This window comes from Amycolatopsis xylanica (genome assembly GCF_900107045.1).
Lineage (GTDB): Bacteria > Actinomycetota > Actinomycetes > Mycobacteriales > Pseudonocardiaceae > Amycolatopsis > Amycolatopsis xylanica.
In genome coordinates this window covers 489,691-505,662 of record NZ_FNON01000006.1, presented here as the reverse complement: position 1 = coordinate 505,662, position 15,972 = coordinate 489,691, and the positions used below count along the sequence as shown (strand labels likewise).

Below are 15,972 nucleotides of genomic sequence, written 5' to 3'. Positions count from 1 at the left end.
TAGCTTCTGGCGCATGCCGAGCCTGCGGGCGCAGCTGACCAAGCACCGCGAACTTCTTCGTTTCGCGATTGTCGGGGGAATCAGCTTCGCGATCACCACGGTGATCAACTATGCGCTGAAACTGACCATCCTCACGGACAAGCCGACCATCGCACTGGCGATCGGCGTACTGGTCGCGACGATCTTTTCCTACGTCGCGTCCCGCGAATTCGCCTTCGACACCCGAGGCGGCCGCGAAAACCGGCACGAGGCCGCGCTGTTCTTCATCATCAGCGCGATCTCGCTCGGCCTGAACGCGCTGCCGCTGTTCCTGGCGCGCAACCTGTTCCACATCCACACGCCGAACGTCACCCTGGTCTTCCAGGAGACCTCCGACTTCGTCTGCGGCATGATCCTCGGCACCCTGCTCGGCACGGTCTTCCGCTTCTGGGCCCTGCGCAAGTGGGCCTTCCCCGAAGCCGACGCCCGTCCCCGCGTCGTCCGCGGCGGCAACCGCCCGGTCCCGGGCCTCGCCGACGAAAAAGCCGCCTGACCCAGCCGAAACCCCGAAAGGGGCGTTCGTCAGGTGCGATAGCCCGAAAGCCACTTTCGTCAGATCGCATCTGACGAAAGTCACTTTCGGGGTTCGGACCGGGGGGGCGAACCGGACATTGGGGCGGGAAAGCCGCCTGACCTGCGCCGTGACCGTCACCACTGGGTTTTCCTCCTGGTGCACAGGTCTGTGAACGCGTAACCGGCGATACGTAGACTGCGATTCGTGGCCGTCGTCGAAACCGTGCTCGCGCACACGCCCGAACCACTGCGCCGTGTGCTCATCAAGCATCGCGAACTGCTGAAGTTCGGCATCGTCGGCGGCACGACGTTCGTGGTCGACAACGGCATTTGGTACCTGCTGAAGCTCAGCGTGCTGTACTCGAAACCGACCACCGCGAAGGCGATCGCGATCATCATCGCGACCATCGTGTCCTACATCCTCAACCGCGAATGGTCCTTCCGCACCCGCGGCGGCCGCGAGCGGCACCATGAGGCCGCGTTGTTCTTCCTGGTCAGCGGGACCGCCGTGGTGGTCAACCTGATCCCGCTGTACGTGTCGCGGTACGTGCTGGACCTGGAGGTCCCGCATGTCACCCGGTTCGTGCAGGAGTTCGCGGACTTCGCCAGCGGGTCGATCATCGGCATGCTGCTCGCGATGGTCTTCCGGTTCTGGGGCTTCAAGCGCTGGGTGTTCCCCGACGAACTCGGCAAGCGCCGCCGCGACGAGGAGCCGGAAGCCGACGTCACGCCGCTGCGCCCGTAGCTGACACGACTCGCTCGTGAGTGGTACGACCGGTTCTGGCGCCTGAGCACACGAAACCCGAGTTTGGGCCATTGGATGGCCCAAACTCGGGTTTCGCGAAGGCCGGGCCACCGCCAGCGGTCCGTCCGCAGCAAGTCAACGTCCACAAAGTACGCAAGTCGTCAAATTTGTCAGGCGATGTCTTATTTGCCCGCTTTTTCGGGTGAGTGTGGACGCAATGAGCGGGGCGTATGCGTCGCTCAACGTTGTGAACGCCCCGTTCACAACGTTCAACCGCCCCAGCGGGGGGCATTGGGTTCTAGCCGTCGGGGGCACTCACGACACCGTTAGCCCGTTTGGCGAAAGAGTGGGGCTGCGAGAGACTTCGGCACGTGTTCGATTCAGGGGGCAGATGGCCGCGCGACTCCGTCGCCGTCATGCTGCTCTCGCTGGCGTTCCTCGCCATCGCGGTGGCCGGGATCGCCTGGCGCGCGGCGGCGCCCTCCGACGGGACCAAGATCAACGTCGGCGACTCGGTCACCTCGACCGAAGCCGTCACCGTCCAGGCGATCGTCGCCGACACCCCGCTGAAGGTCGGCGACCGGATCGTCGCGATCGACGGCAGGAAACCCGAGGACGCGGCCAGCCACGGCATCGGCGGCCCTTCCGTCGAAGCAGGCCAGGTGTTGCGCTACGACATCATCCGCGACGGCCGCGCCCAGTCGATCGACGTGACACTGCGCGAGTACCCGGTGCTGGCGAGCGTCGTGCGCGGCTGGCCGTCGCTGCTGGTCAACGTCGTCCTGCTGGGCACGGCCCTGGTGATCTTCCTGGTCAGGCCGAGGGACCAGGCCGCACACGCGGCGATACTGCCCTCGTCGATCGGGGCGGCGACGCTGGCCTGGTCCGGCTACTTCCAGCTCCAGGCGCTCGACCTGGTCGCGGGCACGCAGTTCTGGCGCTGGTGGGGAGGCCAGCTGACCTTCGCGCTGCTCTGGGGCGGGATCCTGCACTTCGCGCTCGCGTTCCCGGAAACCTCGTCCTACCGCCACTACCGCCGCGCGGTGATCGCGGGCTACGCGGGCTCGATCGCCTGCTACGCGCTCGTCGCCGCGTTCGCGCTGATCGCACTGGACAACCCGCTGGCGAAACTCGCGGTCGCCGGGTCGCCCGCGCTGCCCGCGGTGGCGATCTACCCGGCGCTGATCGTGGTCACGCTGGTGACCAGGTACGTCCGCACCCGCGACCCACTCGTGCGCCGCCGGATGCGCTGGGCGGCGGCCGCGGTGGCGGGCGGTGCGCTCATCTACCTGTTCGTGTGGATACTGCCCGCCGCGATCTTCGGCAGCCCGCCGTTCCCGATCCAGTACCAGACGCTGACGTTCCTGCCGATCCCGCTCGCCGTGACCGTGGCGATCCTGCGGCACAAGGCGCTCAACATCGACGTGGTGCTGTCGCGCTCGCTGGTCTACGGCACGCTCAGCGTCGGGCTGGTGGGGCTCTACATCGGCGTCGTCACCGTGCTGAGCCAGGCGTTCCCGCCGATGGACCGGCTGTGGCAGCAGGCGATCGCCGCCGCGGCCATCGCGATCGCCGTCCAGCCGCTGCGCGCGTGGCTGCAGTCGATCATCAACCGGCGGCTGTTCGGCGAGCGGACCGACCCGTATCACGTGGTGTCGTCGCTGGCGAAGCGGCTCGAAGGGGTGCGCGCGCCCGCCCAGCAGCTCGACGCGATGGTCGAAACGATCGGCACGCAGCTGCGATTGTCCTATGTGGCCATCGAACTCGATCGCGCACGCGGCAGTGAAAAAGCCGCGAGTTTCGGGGAGCCGACCGCCGAGTCCCATCGGCTCCCGCTGACCTACCAGGGCGAGCTGGTCGGGCAGCTGGTGATCGCCCGCCGCGGCCAGCGCGAGGTGCTCGGCCGCAAGGAGCGCTCGGTGCTCGCCGAGGTCGCGCTGCACGCCGGGACCGTGGTGCACACCGCGCGGCTGACCGCCGACCTCACCCGCAGCCGCGACCGCCTGGTCTCGGCGCGCGAGGAGGAACGCCGCCGCTTGCTCCGCGAGCTGCACGACGGCGTCGGCCCGACGCTCGCCGCGGTCACGCTCGGCCTGCACGCCGGCCGCCGCAGCCTGCCGGCCGGCACGACCGCGGAGCCGCTGCTCGAGCGCCTGCAGCAGACGCTGAGCGGCGCGATCACCGAGATCCGCCGTCTCGCGCACGACCTGCGCCCGCCCGCTTTGGAGAGCCTCGGCCTGCTCGGCGCGGTCGAGGAGTACATCGGCAGCGTCGACGGCCACGGCATGGCGATCACGCTGGAGACCCCGCAGGAACTCCCGCCCATGCCGCCCGCGGTCGACGTCGCCGCGTACCGGATCATCTGTGAGTCGCTCACCAATGTCACGAGGCACGCACGGGCCAACAACTGCACGGTACGTATCCAGGCGGGGTCCGAGTTGCTCTTGGAAGTGATCGATGACGGTGTCGGTATCCGGGAGCACGGCGGTGGCGGGATCGGGCTCGGCTCGATGCGCGAGCGGGCCACCGAGCTCGGCGGTGAGTTCAAGGCGGAGAAGATGACTTCAGGCGGAACCCGTATCCGAGCGACGTTGCCACTTCCGGGAGACAGCAAGTGAGCGACGAGTCGCTGAGAGTGATGGTGGTCGACGATCACCCGCTGTTCCGGTTCGGCGTCTGCACGCTGCTGACCTCGGAGCCGACCATCGAGGTGGTCGGCGAGGCGGCCAGCGGGGCGAGCGCGGTCAGCGCCGCGACGGCGCTGAAACCCGATGTCGTGGTGATGGACCTGCACCTGCCCGACATCAGCGGGGTCGAGGCGACCAGGCGGATCGTCGCCGAATGCCCGGAAGCTGGTGTGCTCATGCTGACCATGTCCGACGACAGCGAGTCCGTGTTCGCCGCCATGCGGGCAGGCGCGCGCGGCTATCTGCTCAAGGACGCCGAGCCGGACGAGATCATCAGGGCCGTACAGGCGGTCGCCCGCCGCGAGGCGATCTTCGGCCCGGACATCGCGACGCGTGTGCTCGGTTTCTTCAACAATGCCCAGCCCAGCGCCGATCCGGTGTTCCCCGAACTCACCGGCCGCGAACGGGAGGTGCTCGCGCTGATCGCGTCGGGGCAGAGCAATTCGGCGATCGCCCAAGCGCTGTCGCTGAGCCCCAAGACAGTGCGCAACCACATCTCCAGCGTGTTCAGCAAACTCCGCGTCGCCGACCGCGCCGAGGCCATCATCAGGGCCCGTGAAGCCGGTCTCGGTAAGTGATTTCGCCGAGAGCGCAACTGATTTACGGCCCCGGGTACAGAGTCCATCAGGCGGCTTTTCGGGCAAGTCCGGGACACCGGTCCCATGTGTCCGGGACACCCGGGCGGGCACAGTAGCGGTATGCGCGTGGGGGGACCTCGCGTGACAGAGGGGAAGTACCGAAATGCTAGACACGAACAGGACGCCCGTTGTAGTTCGTGCGACGGACCCGATTCTCCACAGCGGGGTGTGCATGGCACTGCGCTCCCGCGACGACGTCCGGCTGGTCGACGGCGAGTCGGCCGACGCGTCGACGGTCGCCCTGCTGGTCACCGACCGGCTCGACGACGCGATGACCAAGCTGCTGTCTTCCTTGCACCACCAGGGTTTCACCCGCATCGTCCTGGTGGCGGGCGAGGTCGACGACAACGAGATCCTCAGCGCCATCGAGCACGGTGTCTGCGCGGTCGCCCGCCGCGCCGAGGCGGGCCCGGAGGTGCTCGTCCGGCTCATCAAGGCCGCGGCGGCCGGTGAGGGCGCGCTGCCGCCGGACATGCTCGGCCGCCTGCTGAACCGGGTGTCCAAGCTCCAGCGCCAGGTGCTGCAGCCGCGAGGCCTGCACATCGGCGGGATGAGCAAGCGGGAGACCGAAGTGATCCGGCTGGTCGCTTCCGGGCTTTCGACGCAGGAGATCGCCGATGAGCTTTGCTACTCCCAGCGGACGGTCAAGAGCATCCTGCACGACGTGACCAACCGGTTCCAGCTGCGCAACCGCTCGCACGCCGTGGCGTACGCGCTGCGCGAAGGGCTGATCTGATTCCCTTGATCACTCAGGTCGACGACGCGCTGTGCAGGCTCATCGGCGGGCATCTGCCCGCGGGCACGGCGGTCAGGCTGGACGCACCGAAGCCGACATGGCAGACAGAGGCGGACATCCAGAGTGTCGATCTCTTCCTGTTCGGGCTGCGCGACGCTGGGGAGAGCGGCGCGCAGCCCGGCAAACACTGCGTGCTGACCTATCTGGTCACCGCGCGCGCCGGCAAGGTCCACGAGGAGCACCTGCTGCTGCAGCGGGCGCTCTGCGTGGTCATCGGCACCGAGTTCCTGCCGGCCGATCTGCTGCCGGACGGGTTCCCCGGCCGGGTTTCCGTGCGGATCGCCGACCAGGACCCGACCCGGCTGTGGACGAGTCTCGGCATGCCAGCACGTGCCGCCTTCGTCCTCACGTTGACCGTGCCGGTGGTCGAGCTCATCGAGTCATGAGCTCGACCGGAAACCGGCCCATCACCAAGCCGCCGAGCGAGGCGAGCGGGTCGCCGAAGAACTGGGCCCACTGCTCGGCCGAAGCCGGGTTTTCCCGCTGCACGCGGCCGTTCCAGGTCGCGGTCACTTCGAGCCGATAGCCGAGCACGCCCTTCAGCTCGAGGCCGTGCGCCGACGAGTCCACTTCGCACCGTCCAATCGAGACTTTGGTGTCCGGTGGCCGGAAATCCAGATCGGTCTGACGGAAGCGGGTGCCGGTCCCGGCGCGCACCACGGGCGCGGCGGTGTCCAGCCCGCTGACGAACAGGCCCTTGAGCAGCGTGTCGAGCGGGTCGGGGCGGTCGCGGCCGCCATGCCAGATGGCGACGAGCTCACCGTCGAACGAGAGCAGCACGGAGACGGTGACTTTCCCCAGTCCGGTCCTCGCACCGGCCACCGGACCCCTCGGTGGCTGATAACCGCATGTCCACAAATGCACACACAAACGTTAAGTGGCACCGGCCACGCGCGTTGTGCCCGATCGGGCAGACCTTGGTGCCGAGTACTCGTGCGGAACTATCACGCCACCGTCAGCGCGGAACCCTTTCCGCAGGCCAGCGCACCTCCGGCACGTCGCCGGGGCGCGGCACCCGCAGGAATAGGCTGAAAACGGCAGGTCTGCTGCTGGACAGTTCCAGCCTGCCGCCGTCGGCCTCCACCAGGGCCCTGGCCAGCGCCAGCCCCACCCCGGTCGAGCCGCCGCCGGAGAACCCGCGCTCGAACACGTGCGGCGCGAGCTCGTCGGGCACGCCCAAGCCCGTGTCGCTGACCTCGACCACCACGGTGCCCTCGGCGTCACCACGCCTGGCCGCGATGGTGACCGTGCCCGCGCCGTGGCGCAGCGCGTTGTCCAGCAGCACGCCGATGACCTCGCGCAGGCGGCCCGGTGTCACCCGGGCCATCAGCCCGTCGGCGACCCGGACCCGCAGGTTGCGGCCCTCGGCGCGCAGCAGCTGGCGCCATTCCTGGCAGATCTCCGGCATCGCCGCGGCGAGTTCGACCGGTTCGGCGCCGACCTCGCTGGCCGCGCGGGCGGCGGCGAGCAGCTCCTCGAGTGCCTCGGCGAGCCGGTCGGCCTGTTCCTGCGCGGCACGCGACTCGTCGACGACGTCCGGATCCGGGTGCACGGTGAGCGGCTCCAGCCGCAGCTGCAACGCCGTCAGCCTGCTGCGGAGCTGATGGGAGACGTCACCGACGAGCTGGCGTTCGCGCTGCACGATCTGGGCGAGCGCGGTGCCGGAGGTGTCGAGCGCCTCGGCGACCATGTCCAGCTCGCCGACCCCGTACCGGCTCGGGTCGGGACGGAAGTCGCCGCCGCCGAGTTTCGCCGCGCGCTCGGCGACGTGCCGCAGCGGCTTCGCGAGCTTGCGCGCGGTGACCGTCGCGACCACCGTGCCGGTGCCGACCGAAAGCGTCACGATCAAGACCACCAGCAGCACCACCTGCCCCTGCCTGGTCCGCATCGGCTGGGCGGGGATCGACAGCGTGACCGAGCCCTCGTGGGCGATGGGCGCGGACTCGGAGATCTGCTCGGCACCCGGGTCGACGCCGGTGCGCAGTTCCTTCTCCCTTTGCAGCTTGACGACCATGAGGCTGTCCGACGGCGCGGCGAGCTTGGCTGATGCCAGGTCGATGGTGCCTTCCTGGGCGGTCAGCTGGTCGTCGAGCACGGTGGCCACCCGCCGCACCGACGCGGCGAGGCTCTCCCGCTGCAGTGTCTCGACGAGCTGCCAGGCGACCACGCCGAGCGGGATGCCCAGCGCGGCGCCCGTCACGGCGACGGCCAGCAGGATGGCCAGCAGGATGCGGCGGCGCACGGCTTATTCGGCGTTGAACCGGAAGCCGACGCCGCGGACGGTGGCGATCTTGCGCTCGCCGTCCGCCTGCTTGCCGCCCGCGTCCTCGGTGGCGATCGCGAGCTTCCGGCGCAGCCACGACATGTGCATGTCGAGTGTCTTGGAGGTCTTGGACTCCAGGTCGTTCCACACCTCGGCGAGGATCTCGTCGCGGCTGACCACCTGACCGGCCCGCGTCATCAGCACGCGCAGCAGCTCGAACTCCTTGTTCGCCAGCTGCACCTCGCGGCCGTCGACCGTGACCAGCCTGGCGCCGAGGTCCATCCGGATCCCGCCGGACTCGAGCACCTCGGGCACCCGGCGGCGCAGCAGCGCGCGGATCCGGGCGAGCAGCTCGGCCAGCCGGAACGGCTTGGCGACGTAGTCGTCGGCGCCCGCGTCGAGCCCGACCACGAAGTCGACCTCGTCGGTGCGCGCGGTGAGCATCAGCACGGGCAGCTCGGTGCCGCTGGCGCGCAGTCTCCGGCACACCTCCAGCCCATCCATCCCGGGCAGCCCGAGGTCCAGCACGAGAAGGTCGACGCGCTGCTCGGCGGTCGCCTCCAAAGCGGACGGTCCGTCGGCGACGACTTCGACCTCGTAGCCCTCCCGCTGCAGCGCGCGGGACAGCGGGTCGGCGATGGCCGGGTCGTCCTCGGCAAGTAGCACCATGCTCACCTGGCCAACTCTACGGCGGATGGGCGTGAAACCATCGTCATCGTGCCTGGCTACGCGAACGATCTCACTCTTGCCACCCGGCTCGCCGACGCGGCCGACGCGATCACCACCGCGCGCTTCCGCGCGCTCGACCTGACCTTCGAGCGCAAACCGGACCGAACCCCGGTGACCGACGCCGACACCGCCGTCGAAGACGCACTCCGCGGCGTGCTGTCGGCCGAGCGCCCCGGCGACGTCGTCGCGGGCGAGGAGCGCGGCGGCACCGCGGGCGCCGAGGGCCGCGCGTGGGTCATCGACCCGATCGACGGCACCAAGAACTTCCTCCGCGGTGTACCCGTGTGGGCGACCCTGATCGCGCTCGTCGAGGACGGTACCCCGGTCGTCGGCATGATCAGCGCGCCGCTGCTCGGCCGCCGCTGGTGGGCCGCCTCGGGCGACGGCGCCTTCTCGCGCGACTCGGCAGGCGAGCGGCGGCTGTCGGTCTCGGGGGTGTCCTCGCTGGAGGACGCGTACCTGTCGACGACGGACCTGAACTCGTGGACGCAGTACCACTCACGCGAGCGCTACCTGGCGCTGACCGAGGCCTGCTGGGAGAACCGCGGGCTCGGCGACTTCTGGCACTACTGCCTGGTCGCGGAGGGCGCGCTGGACGTCGCCGCCGAGGCGATCGTCAACCCGTGGGACGTCGCCGCGGCCCAGGTGCTGGTCACCGAGGCCGGCGGGCGCTTCTCCGACCTCAAGGGCGAGGCACGCTTCGACGGCGGCAACGCCCTCGCCACCAACGGCCACCTCCACGACGCCGCCCTGGCGATCCTCCAAGGCTGAACGGGATAAAGCGGGCTTTATGCCACGACGGGATTTAGCGGGCTTTATCCCGGAGTGGCATAAAGCCCGCTAAATCCCGTCCTTGAGCACGACGGCGCCGCTCGCGACCTGGGCCCACGTCAGCCGCCCGAACAGGTAATGACACGCCACCTGTTCGCTGGTGAAGCGGGCCCAGTCGTAGCGGTTGCCCTGCTCGCGCCAGAACACCTCCCAGGCGTCGTCGACGCGCAGGAGGTTCCACGAGTTGTCGGCCTCGACGCCGATCGACACGACCTCGGGCGGGACGCCGACGGCCGCCAGCCAGCGCGGGATCGACTCGGCGTTCACAGTGCCTCCAGGTATCCGAGCGTGATCAGCTCACCGGCCGAGTACGTCGCGCGATACCGCGTGCCGCCGCCGGGCTGGCCGAACCACGGCGCCGTGACCGTCCGCCACACCGGCAGCGCGCGCGTGACCCGATAGCGCCGGTACGCGGGCGACGACGGCAAAGCGCGCTCCGCGAGCGGCGTTCCCTCCGGCGCGAAGATCCGGCCGAGGCCATCGCCGAAGCGGTCGATGACGGTGTCCACCGGCAGCGTGACGGCCTCGCCCGGCTCGGTCCCGCCTTCGGGGAAGAGCGCGCCCGGCGGCCAGGCGTACTCGGGAATGTCACCACGCATGCCGCCCAGATAACGCCGTGACCAGGACTTTTCGTCGAGCGAGCCGAACGGGCTGTGGCCGTCGGTCACCTCGGCCGACGGCTCACTCGGCTGCGCGGGCAGCTCGCGGACCGGCGCGTTGTCCAGCACGGAGACGGTGTCGACCGGTTCGGGGTGATCGCCGGGCGGGAAACGCAGGCCGACGATGAAGTCGTCCTCGGGCGCGGCCAGCTGCTCGGCTGGCTTCGAGACCGGCACGGGCAGGTGCCCGAGCGGGAACATGTTCACCCGGAACAACGCCACCACGCTGACGCGATCGGTCCGTTTCGCGCCGAGCGCGGGTATCCGGATCGGACCGGTCTTCGGTTCCTCCGTTGTGGACATCAGCGCCTCCCCACGGGGAGTGGACGCTTCAGGAAGGCTGTCCGTTCCCCCGTCGACGGAGACGCCGTGCGGCGTTGTCACCTCGCTAATGCGTTGACCACCCGTGAAGCACTCGGCCGCCCCAGCTTGCCCGCCATCCACGCGCTGGTCTCGACGAGCTTGTCGAGATCGGCGCCGTGCTCGATGCCCAGGCCATCGAGCGTCCAGACCAGGTCCTCGGTCGCGAGGTTCCCGGTCGCCGACTCCGCGTACGGGCAGCCGCCGAGGCCGCCTGCCGAGGAATCCACAGTGGACACACCGCAGCGCAGCGCCACCAAGGTGTTCGCGAGCGCCTGGCCGTAGGTGTCGTGGAAATGCACGGCCAGCGCGCTCATCGGGACACCGGCGGCGGTGAACCCGCCGAGCACGGCCTCGACCTGACCTGCCGTCGCGACGCCGATCGTGTCGCCGAGCGAGAGCTGCGAGCAGCCCATGTCCAGCAGCCGCTTGCCCGCGGCGACGACCTGGGACGCGGGCACCGGGCCCTCCCACGGGTCGCCGAAGCACATCGACAGGTACCCGCGTACCTCGATATCTCCTTCGGTGGCACGGGAAACGACCGGTTCGAACATGCCGAACTGGGTGTCGAGCGTCGAGTTCAGGTTGCGCTGAGCGAAGGTCTCGGTCGCGCTCGCGAAGATCGCGATGTGCTTGACGCCCGCGGCGAACGCGCGGTCGAGGCCGCGCTCGTTCGGCACCAGCACCGGGTAGCGCACGCCGTCGCGCTGCTTGAGGCCTTCGAGCAGCTGCTCGGCGTCGGCCAGCTGCGGAACCCACTTGGGGTGCACGAAACTGGTCGCCTCGAGCGTGGTCAGCCCGGCGTCGGCGAGCCGGTCGAGGAACTCCAGCTTCACCTCGACCGGGACGATCTCCTTCTCGTTCTGCAGCCCGTCGCGCGGCCCGACCTCCCAGATGGTCACCCGATCAGGGAAACCTTCGGCCGGCGTCTTGGCGGGCAGCCCGAGTTCGCGCGCGCCCATCAGCGCCGGGTCCCGCGCGGCGGGTGCCCGCCCTGCGGCGGCGGGGGCTGCTGCTGGCCGGCCGGGTTGTAGTCGTCGTACGGGTTGTCGTTGACCTCGCGGTAGATGACCGTGTGCACGCGCTCGACCTTGGGGATGTCGTCGAAGGTCAGCGGCTCGTCCGAGGCCGACTCGATGATCAGCGTGCCGCAGCCGAACACCCGGTCCAGCAGCCCGTGCTCGAACCGGACGCTGTTGATCCGGCCGAGCGGGATGTCGATGCCGGTGCGCTTGATGACGCCCTCGCGCGCGATGATCCGGTCGGTGGTGACGATGAAGTGCGTGGTGCGCCAGCGCATGAACGGCACCAGGAACAGCCACACGATCAGCACCAGCGCGACCACGCCGATGGCGATCAGCGAGACCATGTCCCACGGCGCCGCGCTGTCCTTCGCGAGCAGCGCCAGCCAGACGCCCGCGGCGACCGTGACGAGCAGCGCCAGCGTCGGCCAGACGAGCATCTTGAAGTGCGGGTGACTGTGTACTACGACGTGCTCGTTCGCGCTGAGCTGGTCGTCTGGATAGGCCACGGCGGACGCTCCCGGATTCTTTACGGCGCTGGCAGGATCACCGTACTCAGCTTTGGTGGTTGAGGGCGTGTTTCTCGGATCCGGCACGATGAGAGTCGTGATCCAGGTGGCTCCTGGCGGCGCCGTGGGATCGCCCTCGTACCGGGTTGTACTCGGGTGATCCCACGGTGCCGTCAGGGGCCGCCTGGGCGCGGCTATCGCGTGTCGGATCCGAGAAACACGCCCCAGAGCCTAACTCTGCCGAACGTGCACGACATCGCCCGCGAACACGGTGTGCCGCTCGCCACTGTCGAGCAGCAGCTCCAGCTGACCGGAGTCGTCGATCCCGTTCGCGAGTCCGGTGAGCTCGTCGCCGTTCGGCAGCAAAATCCGGACATTCTGCCCCAAAGTGGCACAGTGGAGCCGGTACTCGTCGAGCAGGCCCGCGCCCGCGAGGTCACCCGACGCCGCCCGCCACAACGCCTCGCGCTCGGCGAACGCGGTCAGCAGCCACCCGGCGAGCTCGGTGCGGTCGGTGGTCGTCGCGCCGTTCTCGGCGAGCGAGGTCGGGGCAAGCCCGCCGGGCGCAGGCGTGATCTCCTCGCCGAGCGGCAGCACGTTCAGCCCGATGCCGAGCACGACCGTCGGCTGCTCCCCCGCGACGGCCTCGGACAGGATGCCCGCGCATTTGGCGCTGCCGATCAGGACATCGTTGGGCCACTTGAGCGCGGCCGTGACACCCGCACGGGTGGCGGCCTCGCGCACCGCGAGCCCGGCGACCACGGAAAGTGAGCCCAGCGCGGCGAACGGCACGCCGGGGCGCAGCAGCACGCTGACGTAGATCCCGGTGCCCTTGGGCGAATTCCAGTGCCGCGCCCGCCGCCCGACGCCCGCCGTCTGCTCCTCGGCGATCAGCACGGTGCGGTCCGGCGCGCCCTTCACGGCGGCTTCGCGCAGGTCGGCATTGGTCGATCCGGTGGTCGTGACGACCTCGATCCCGGCGAACCGGCCTGCTAGTCCCGTGCGCAACCTGGCGGCGTCGATTTCACTCATTCGCCCACAATATGAGAGTCCCCCTAACGTGTCGCGTCTTCGGTCGTTGGACAGAGGTGAGCTCTCCTAACCTGGACGCCGTGACAAAGCCCGTTACCCGCGAACAACGATGGGCGCGTGGCGCCGCGACGCGTGGCTTGGTGGCGTTGCCCTTGGTGGCCGGATTGGTCACCTGCGGGTGGTTGCTCACCGACGAACCGGCGCGGCAGCCGGTCGTGGCGTCCGCGCCCGCCCCGGCGAGCACCACGCCGAGCACGATCGGCGGCGGCGCGGGCCCGTCGGTTTTGGAGGAAACCGCGCCCGTCACGGCACAAGAGCCCGTCCACAACGGACTGAACGACTGGGCGCACAGCCTGTCCGGGCCCCTGGATCTCCCCGCCGAATCGCTCACCGGCTTCGCGACCGGCGAATTGGTGCTGCGTGACGAGCAGCCGAATTGCAAACTCTCCTGGGTGACATTGGCGGGCATCGCCAGCACTTCGCGAACGGGCGACACGGCGGGCCCGTTGCGCATTTCCCCGGCCCAGTGGAAGAAATTCAGCCACCAGGTACCGGGCACGGCGAAACCGAACATCGAGAACGTCCGCGACGCCTCGATCGTCGCGGGCCGCGCGCTCTGCGCGAACAACGCCGCGCTCGGCGGCGGCGCGGGCTGGTGGAAGGCGATCGCCGCGTACCGGAGCTCGGAGCTTTTCCGCCAGCAGGTGCTGGGCAACGCGCAGATGTTCGCGGCGCTGTCGATGGACCCGGACCGCGCGAGCACCCCGTCCACACACGCCGTCCGCTTCGCGCTCGGCCAGCTGGGGCTGCCGTATGTCTGGGGCGGCAACGGTCCTGAGGCGGGCGCGCCCGGCTTCGACTGCTCGGGCCTGACGAAAGCGTCCTACGACAGCGCGGGCGTCGCGTTGCCGCGCACGGCCGACAGCCAGTTCCGCGCGACGCGGCAGGTGCCGATCACGGAGGAGCCCCGGCTCGGCGATCTCGTGTTCTACGGCAACCCGGCCACGAACATCCACCACGTCGGCCTGTATCTCGGCAATGGGCTGATGATCAACGCGCCGACCGAGGGCCAGGCCATCCAAATCCATACGTACCACCGAAAAGGCGACGACTACGCGGGCGCGGGCCGCCCCGCGAACTAGCCCGCGACTGCCCCGGTGCTGGCGGCAGTCCCGTGGGGGTCGTGAGTGTTCCGGCCGGTTCTAGCGGACCGGTATTTGTCGACCTGCCACGCGAGTCTCGGCACGAGTGGAAGGTTTGCTCCGTTAGATGCAGAAATTCTTCCACTCGCTCGGGCTCGTCCACCCTTGGCACGTGACAAGGGCCGCCCTTGCAACGCTCTGGGTGACAAGGGCCGCCCGCGTCACCCAGACCGGGGCCCGGCGTGACGACTCGCGCGTCGCACGGGTGCCGCGCGGAATTGTCGGTGGTTACCTCTACCATTCCGAACGTGACCGCCTACCACGATGTCGACGCATTCGATCACCTCGACGCTTCGGCTTTGCCGCTGCGCCAGCAGAAGATCCTGGTGACGATCCGGGATTGGGTGGTCCGGCACGGATATTCGCCGAGCAGCCGCGAAATCGGCGAGGCGGTCGGCCTGAAGTCCTCGTCCTCGGTGTCCAAGCACCTGGCGGCGCTGGAGGACAAGGGTTTCTTGCGGCGCAGCACCACGATGTCCCGCCCGATCGACGTGCGCGCGTTCCTCGAACCATCCACCCGCGAGCCGGACGCGGACTCGGTGAGCGTGCCCGTGGTCGGTGACATCGCGGCGGGAACGCCCATCACGGCCGAGGAGCACACCGACGACATGCTCACGCTGCCCCGGGGCCTCACCGGTCGCGGCACCGTGTTCGGCCTCCGCGTCCGCGGTGAGTCGATGATCGACGCGGCGATCTGCGACGGCGACATCGTCGTGGTCCGTCAGCAGTCCGAGGCCCACTCCGGCCAGATCGTCGCCGCCATGATCGACGGCGAGGCCACGGTCAAGGTCTACCGCCGCCGCAACGGCCACGTCTACCTGGAGCCCCGCAACCCGGCGTACGACGTGATCGACGGCGACGAGGCCACGATCCTCGGCACGGTCGTCTCGGTGCTGCGCAGCGTCTAAGACGTCAGCGCTCGCCGCGTGACTTCTCCCGCGCTGTTTCGCGCATGGAGAAGTAGCAGAGCGCGAGCAACCCAGCCACGACGAGACACGCCCCGTACCCCACGGCGGCCGGCCAGAACCCGATCGGCCCCGGCGACCGGGCCAGCTCGAACGTCACGTAGCCGGCGCCCACCAGGCCGACCACCGCATCGACCACCCAGAACGTCTTCCACCCCGAGGCCATGCCTCCAAGGTAGCGCGATGTCCGGGGGTCGTGAGTGTTCCGGCCGGTGACAAGGGCGGCCCTTGTCACCCAGAGCGTGGCAAGGGCGCCCCTGTCACGTGCCACGGTGGACGAGCCGCGCGAGTGGAAGAATTTCTGCACCCAACGGAGCAAACCTTCCACTCGCACCGACACTCGGGCGACAGGTAGCCAAGTACCGGTCCGCTAGAACCGCCCGCAACACTCACGACCCTTTACACGGTCGCGAACTCCTTGGCGAAGAAGGTCTCCGCCGCGGTTAGCGCGGACGAGTCCTTGAGGATGTCGTCGGGACGGCTGCCGTTGCCCAGCAGGACACCGCCCCAGTTCATGCCGAGGTACTCCGCGGACCGCCGCAAAGTGCCGACGACCGGCTCCGCCTGCTCGGGTCCCTCGGAGAGAACGCTGACGCCCCACAGGGTCTTGCCGCGCATGCGGGCCTTGAAGTCGACGCCGGGCACGTACAGCCAGCCCGACCAGTAGTCCAGGTAGAGCTTCACGTCCGCCGACACGGAGTACCAGTAGACCGGCGAGGAGATCACGATGTCGGTGGCTTCGAGGGTCGCGTCGAGCAGCTCCTGCTCGTTGCCGGACGGGGTCAGGTAGCGGCGGCCGTCGTGACGGGCGTCCTGGAAGCGCGGCAGTGGCAGGTCGGTCAGGCGCAGCCAGCGCTGGGTCGCTTCGACGGGACGGGCGGCCTCGCGGGTGAGGGTCTCGGTGTTGCCGCCGGTGCGGGCGCTGCCCAGGAGGAACAGGAACTTGCGGTCGTCGGTCATGAGCTTTTCTCTCCCACCAGAT

Annotated in this window: 19 protein-coding genes; 9 read left to right on the top strand and 10 right to left on the bottom strand. The window is 69.3% G+C overall.

Annotated features, from left to right (window positions below; genetic code table 11):
* Window positions 1–13: 13 nt before the first annotated feature.
* The 6 genes from BLV57_RS29155 to BLV57_RS29130 all read left to right on the top strand — a co-directional run bounded on the left by BLV57_RS29155 (window position 14) and on the right by BLV57_RS29130 (window position 5,804).
* Window positions 14–532, top strand: coding sequence for a GtrA family protein (locus tag BLV57_RS29155; RefSeq protein ID WP_091294077.1), 519 nt, complete (start codon window positions 14–16; stop codon window positions 530–532).
* 225 nt (window positions 533–757) lie between these two features.
* Window positions 758–1,297, top strand: coding sequence for a GtrA family protein (locus tag BLV57_RS29150; protein ID WP_091294075.1), 540 nt, complete (start codon window positions 758–760; stop codon window positions 1,295–1,297).
* 371 nt (window positions 1,298–1,668) lie between these two features.
* Window positions 1,669–3,915 carry a sensor histidine kinase gene (locus BLV57_RS44035; protein WP_091294074.1) on the top strand — a complete coding sequence of 749 codons (2,247 nt, stop codon included), beginning with the start codon at window positions 1,669–1,671 and terminating at the stop codon, window positions 3,913–3,915.
* A 20-nt stretch (window positions 3,916–3,935) separates the two neighbouring features.
* Window positions 3,936–4,562, top strand: a complete 627-nt coding sequence (locus BLV57_RS29140; protein WP_176968870.1) for a response regulator — start codon at window positions 3,936–3,938, stop codon at window positions 4,560–4,562.
* 163 nt (window positions 4,563–4,725) lie between these two features.
* Complete coding sequence (locus tag BLV57_RS29135; RefSeq protein WP_091294070.1) at window positions 4,726–5,358, top strand: helix-turn-helix transcriptional regulator; 633 nt, start codon at window positions 4,726–4,728, stop codon at window positions 5,356–5,358.
* Window positions 5,359–5,363: 5 nt separating this feature from the next.
* Window positions 5,364–5,804 carry a Pvc16 family protein gene (locus BLV57_RS29130; RefSeq protein ID WP_091294069.1) on the top strand — a complete coding sequence of 147 codons (441 nt, stop codon included), beginning with the start codon at window positions 5,364–5,366 and terminating at the stop codon, window positions 5,802–5,804.
* Here the strand turns inward: BLV57_RS29130 and BLV57_RS29125 are convergent.
* From BLV57_RS29125 to BLV57_RS29115, 3 genes are all read right to left on the bottom strand, one after another.
* A complete protein-coding gene (locus BLV57_RS29125) occupies window positions 5,791–6,240 on the bottom strand; it encodes a hypothetical protein (protein WP_091294067.1) in 450 nt (149 codons plus the stop codon). The two genes, BLV57_RS29130 and BLV57_RS29125, sit on opposite strands and share 14 nt — an antisense overlap.
* A 133-nt stretch (window positions 6,241–6,373) precedes the next feature.
* On the bottom strand, window positions 6,374–7,660 hold the full coding sequence (locus BLV57_RS29120) for an ATP-binding protein (protein WP_091294065.1): 1,287 nt from the start codon (window positions 7,658–7,660) through the stop codon (window positions 6,374–6,376).
* A gap of 3 nt (window positions 7,661–7,663) precedes the next feature.
* Window positions 7,664–8,350: a response regulator transcription factor gene (locus BLV57_RS29115; RefSeq protein ID WP_091294284.1), complete on the bottom strand. Its 687-nt coding sequence runs from the start codon at window positions 8,348–8,350 to the stop codon at window positions 7,664–7,666.
* A gap of 48 nt (window positions 8,351–8,398) precedes the next feature.
* Here BLV57_RS29115 and hisN point away from each other — a divergent pair, with 48 nt between their 5' ends.
* Window positions 8,399–9,181: a histidinol-phosphatase gene (hisN, locus tag BLV57_RS29110; RefSeq protein ID WP_091294064.1), complete on the top strand. Its 783-nt coding sequence runs from the start codon at window positions 8,399–8,401 to the stop codon at window positions 9,179–9,181.
* Window positions 9,182–9,250: 69 nt separating this feature from the next.
* Here hisN and BLV57_RS29105 read toward each other — a convergent pair whose 3' ends face one another.
* From BLV57_RS29105 to BLV57_RS29085, 5 genes are all read right to left on the bottom strand, one after another.
* Window positions 9,251–9,508 (bottom strand): hypothetical protein, encoded by a 258-nt coding sequence (locus tag BLV57_RS29105; RefSeq protein ID WP_091294062.1) that lies wholly within the window; start codon window positions 9,506–9,508, stop codon window positions 9,251–9,253.
* Window positions 9,505–10,203, bottom strand: coding sequence for a TNT domain-containing protein (locus tag BLV57_RS29100; RefSeq protein WP_091294061.1), 699 nt, complete (start codon window positions 10,201–10,203; stop codon window positions 9,505–9,507). The genes BLV57_RS29105 and BLV57_RS29100 overlap by 4 nt, the downstream gene beginning before the upstream one ends.
* A gap of 77 nt (window positions 10,204–10,280) precedes the next feature.
* Complete coding sequence (locus BLV57_RS29095) at window positions 10,281–11,222, bottom strand: hydroxymethylglutaryl-CoA lyase (protein ID WP_091294059.1); 942 nt, start codon at window positions 11,220–11,222, stop codon at window positions 10,281–10,283.
* Entirely contained in the window at window positions 11,222–11,791 is a 570-nt protein-coding gene (locus BLV57_RS29090; protein ID WP_091294057.1) for a PH domain-containing protein, read from the bottom strand. Before BLV57_RS29090 ends, BLV57_RS29095 begins: the two co-directional genes overlap by 1 nt.
* Window positions 11,792–12,022: 231 nt before the next feature.
* Window positions 12,023–12,823, bottom strand: coding sequence for a biotin--[acetyl-CoA-carboxylase] ligase (locus tag BLV57_RS29085; protein ID WP_091294055.1), 801 nt, complete (start codon window positions 12,821–12,823; stop codon window positions 12,023–12,025).
* A 56-nt stretch (window positions 12,824–12,879) separates the two neighbouring features.
* Here BLV57_RS29085 and BLV57_RS29080 point away from each other — a divergent pair, with 56 nt between their 5' ends.
* The gene (locus BLV57_RS29080) at window positions 12,880–13,965 is read left to right on the top strand and encodes a C40 family peptidase (RefSeq protein ID WP_425426049.1); all 1,086 of its coding nucleotides are present in this window, start codon (window positions 12,880–12,882) and stop codon (window positions 13,963–13,965) included.
* A gap of 308 nt (window positions 13,966–14,273) precedes the next feature.
* Complete coding sequence (gene lexA / locus BLV57_RS29075) at window positions 14,274–14,933, top strand: transcriptional repressor LexA (RefSeq protein ID WP_091294052.1); 660 nt, start codon at window positions 14,274–14,276, stop codon at window positions 14,931–14,933.
* Window positions 14,934–14,937: 4 nt separating this feature from the next.
* Here lexA and BLV57_RS42985 read toward each other — a convergent pair whose 3' ends face one another.
* Both BLV57_RS42985 and BLV57_RS29065 read right to left on the bottom strand, forming a co-directional pair.
* Window positions 14,938–15,156, bottom strand: a complete 219-nt coding sequence (locus tag BLV57_RS42985; RefSeq protein WP_143047171.1) for a hypothetical protein — start codon at window positions 15,154–15,156, stop codon at window positions 14,938–14,940.
* Window positions 15,157–15,389: 233 nt separating this feature from the next.
* The gene (locus BLV57_RS29065) at window positions 15,390–15,950 is read right to left on the bottom strand and encodes a flavodoxin family protein (RefSeq protein ID WP_091294048.1); all 561 of its coding nucleotides are present in this window, start codon (window positions 15,948–15,950) and stop codon (window positions 15,390–15,392) included.
* Window positions 15,951–15,972 lie beyond the last annotated feature (22 nt).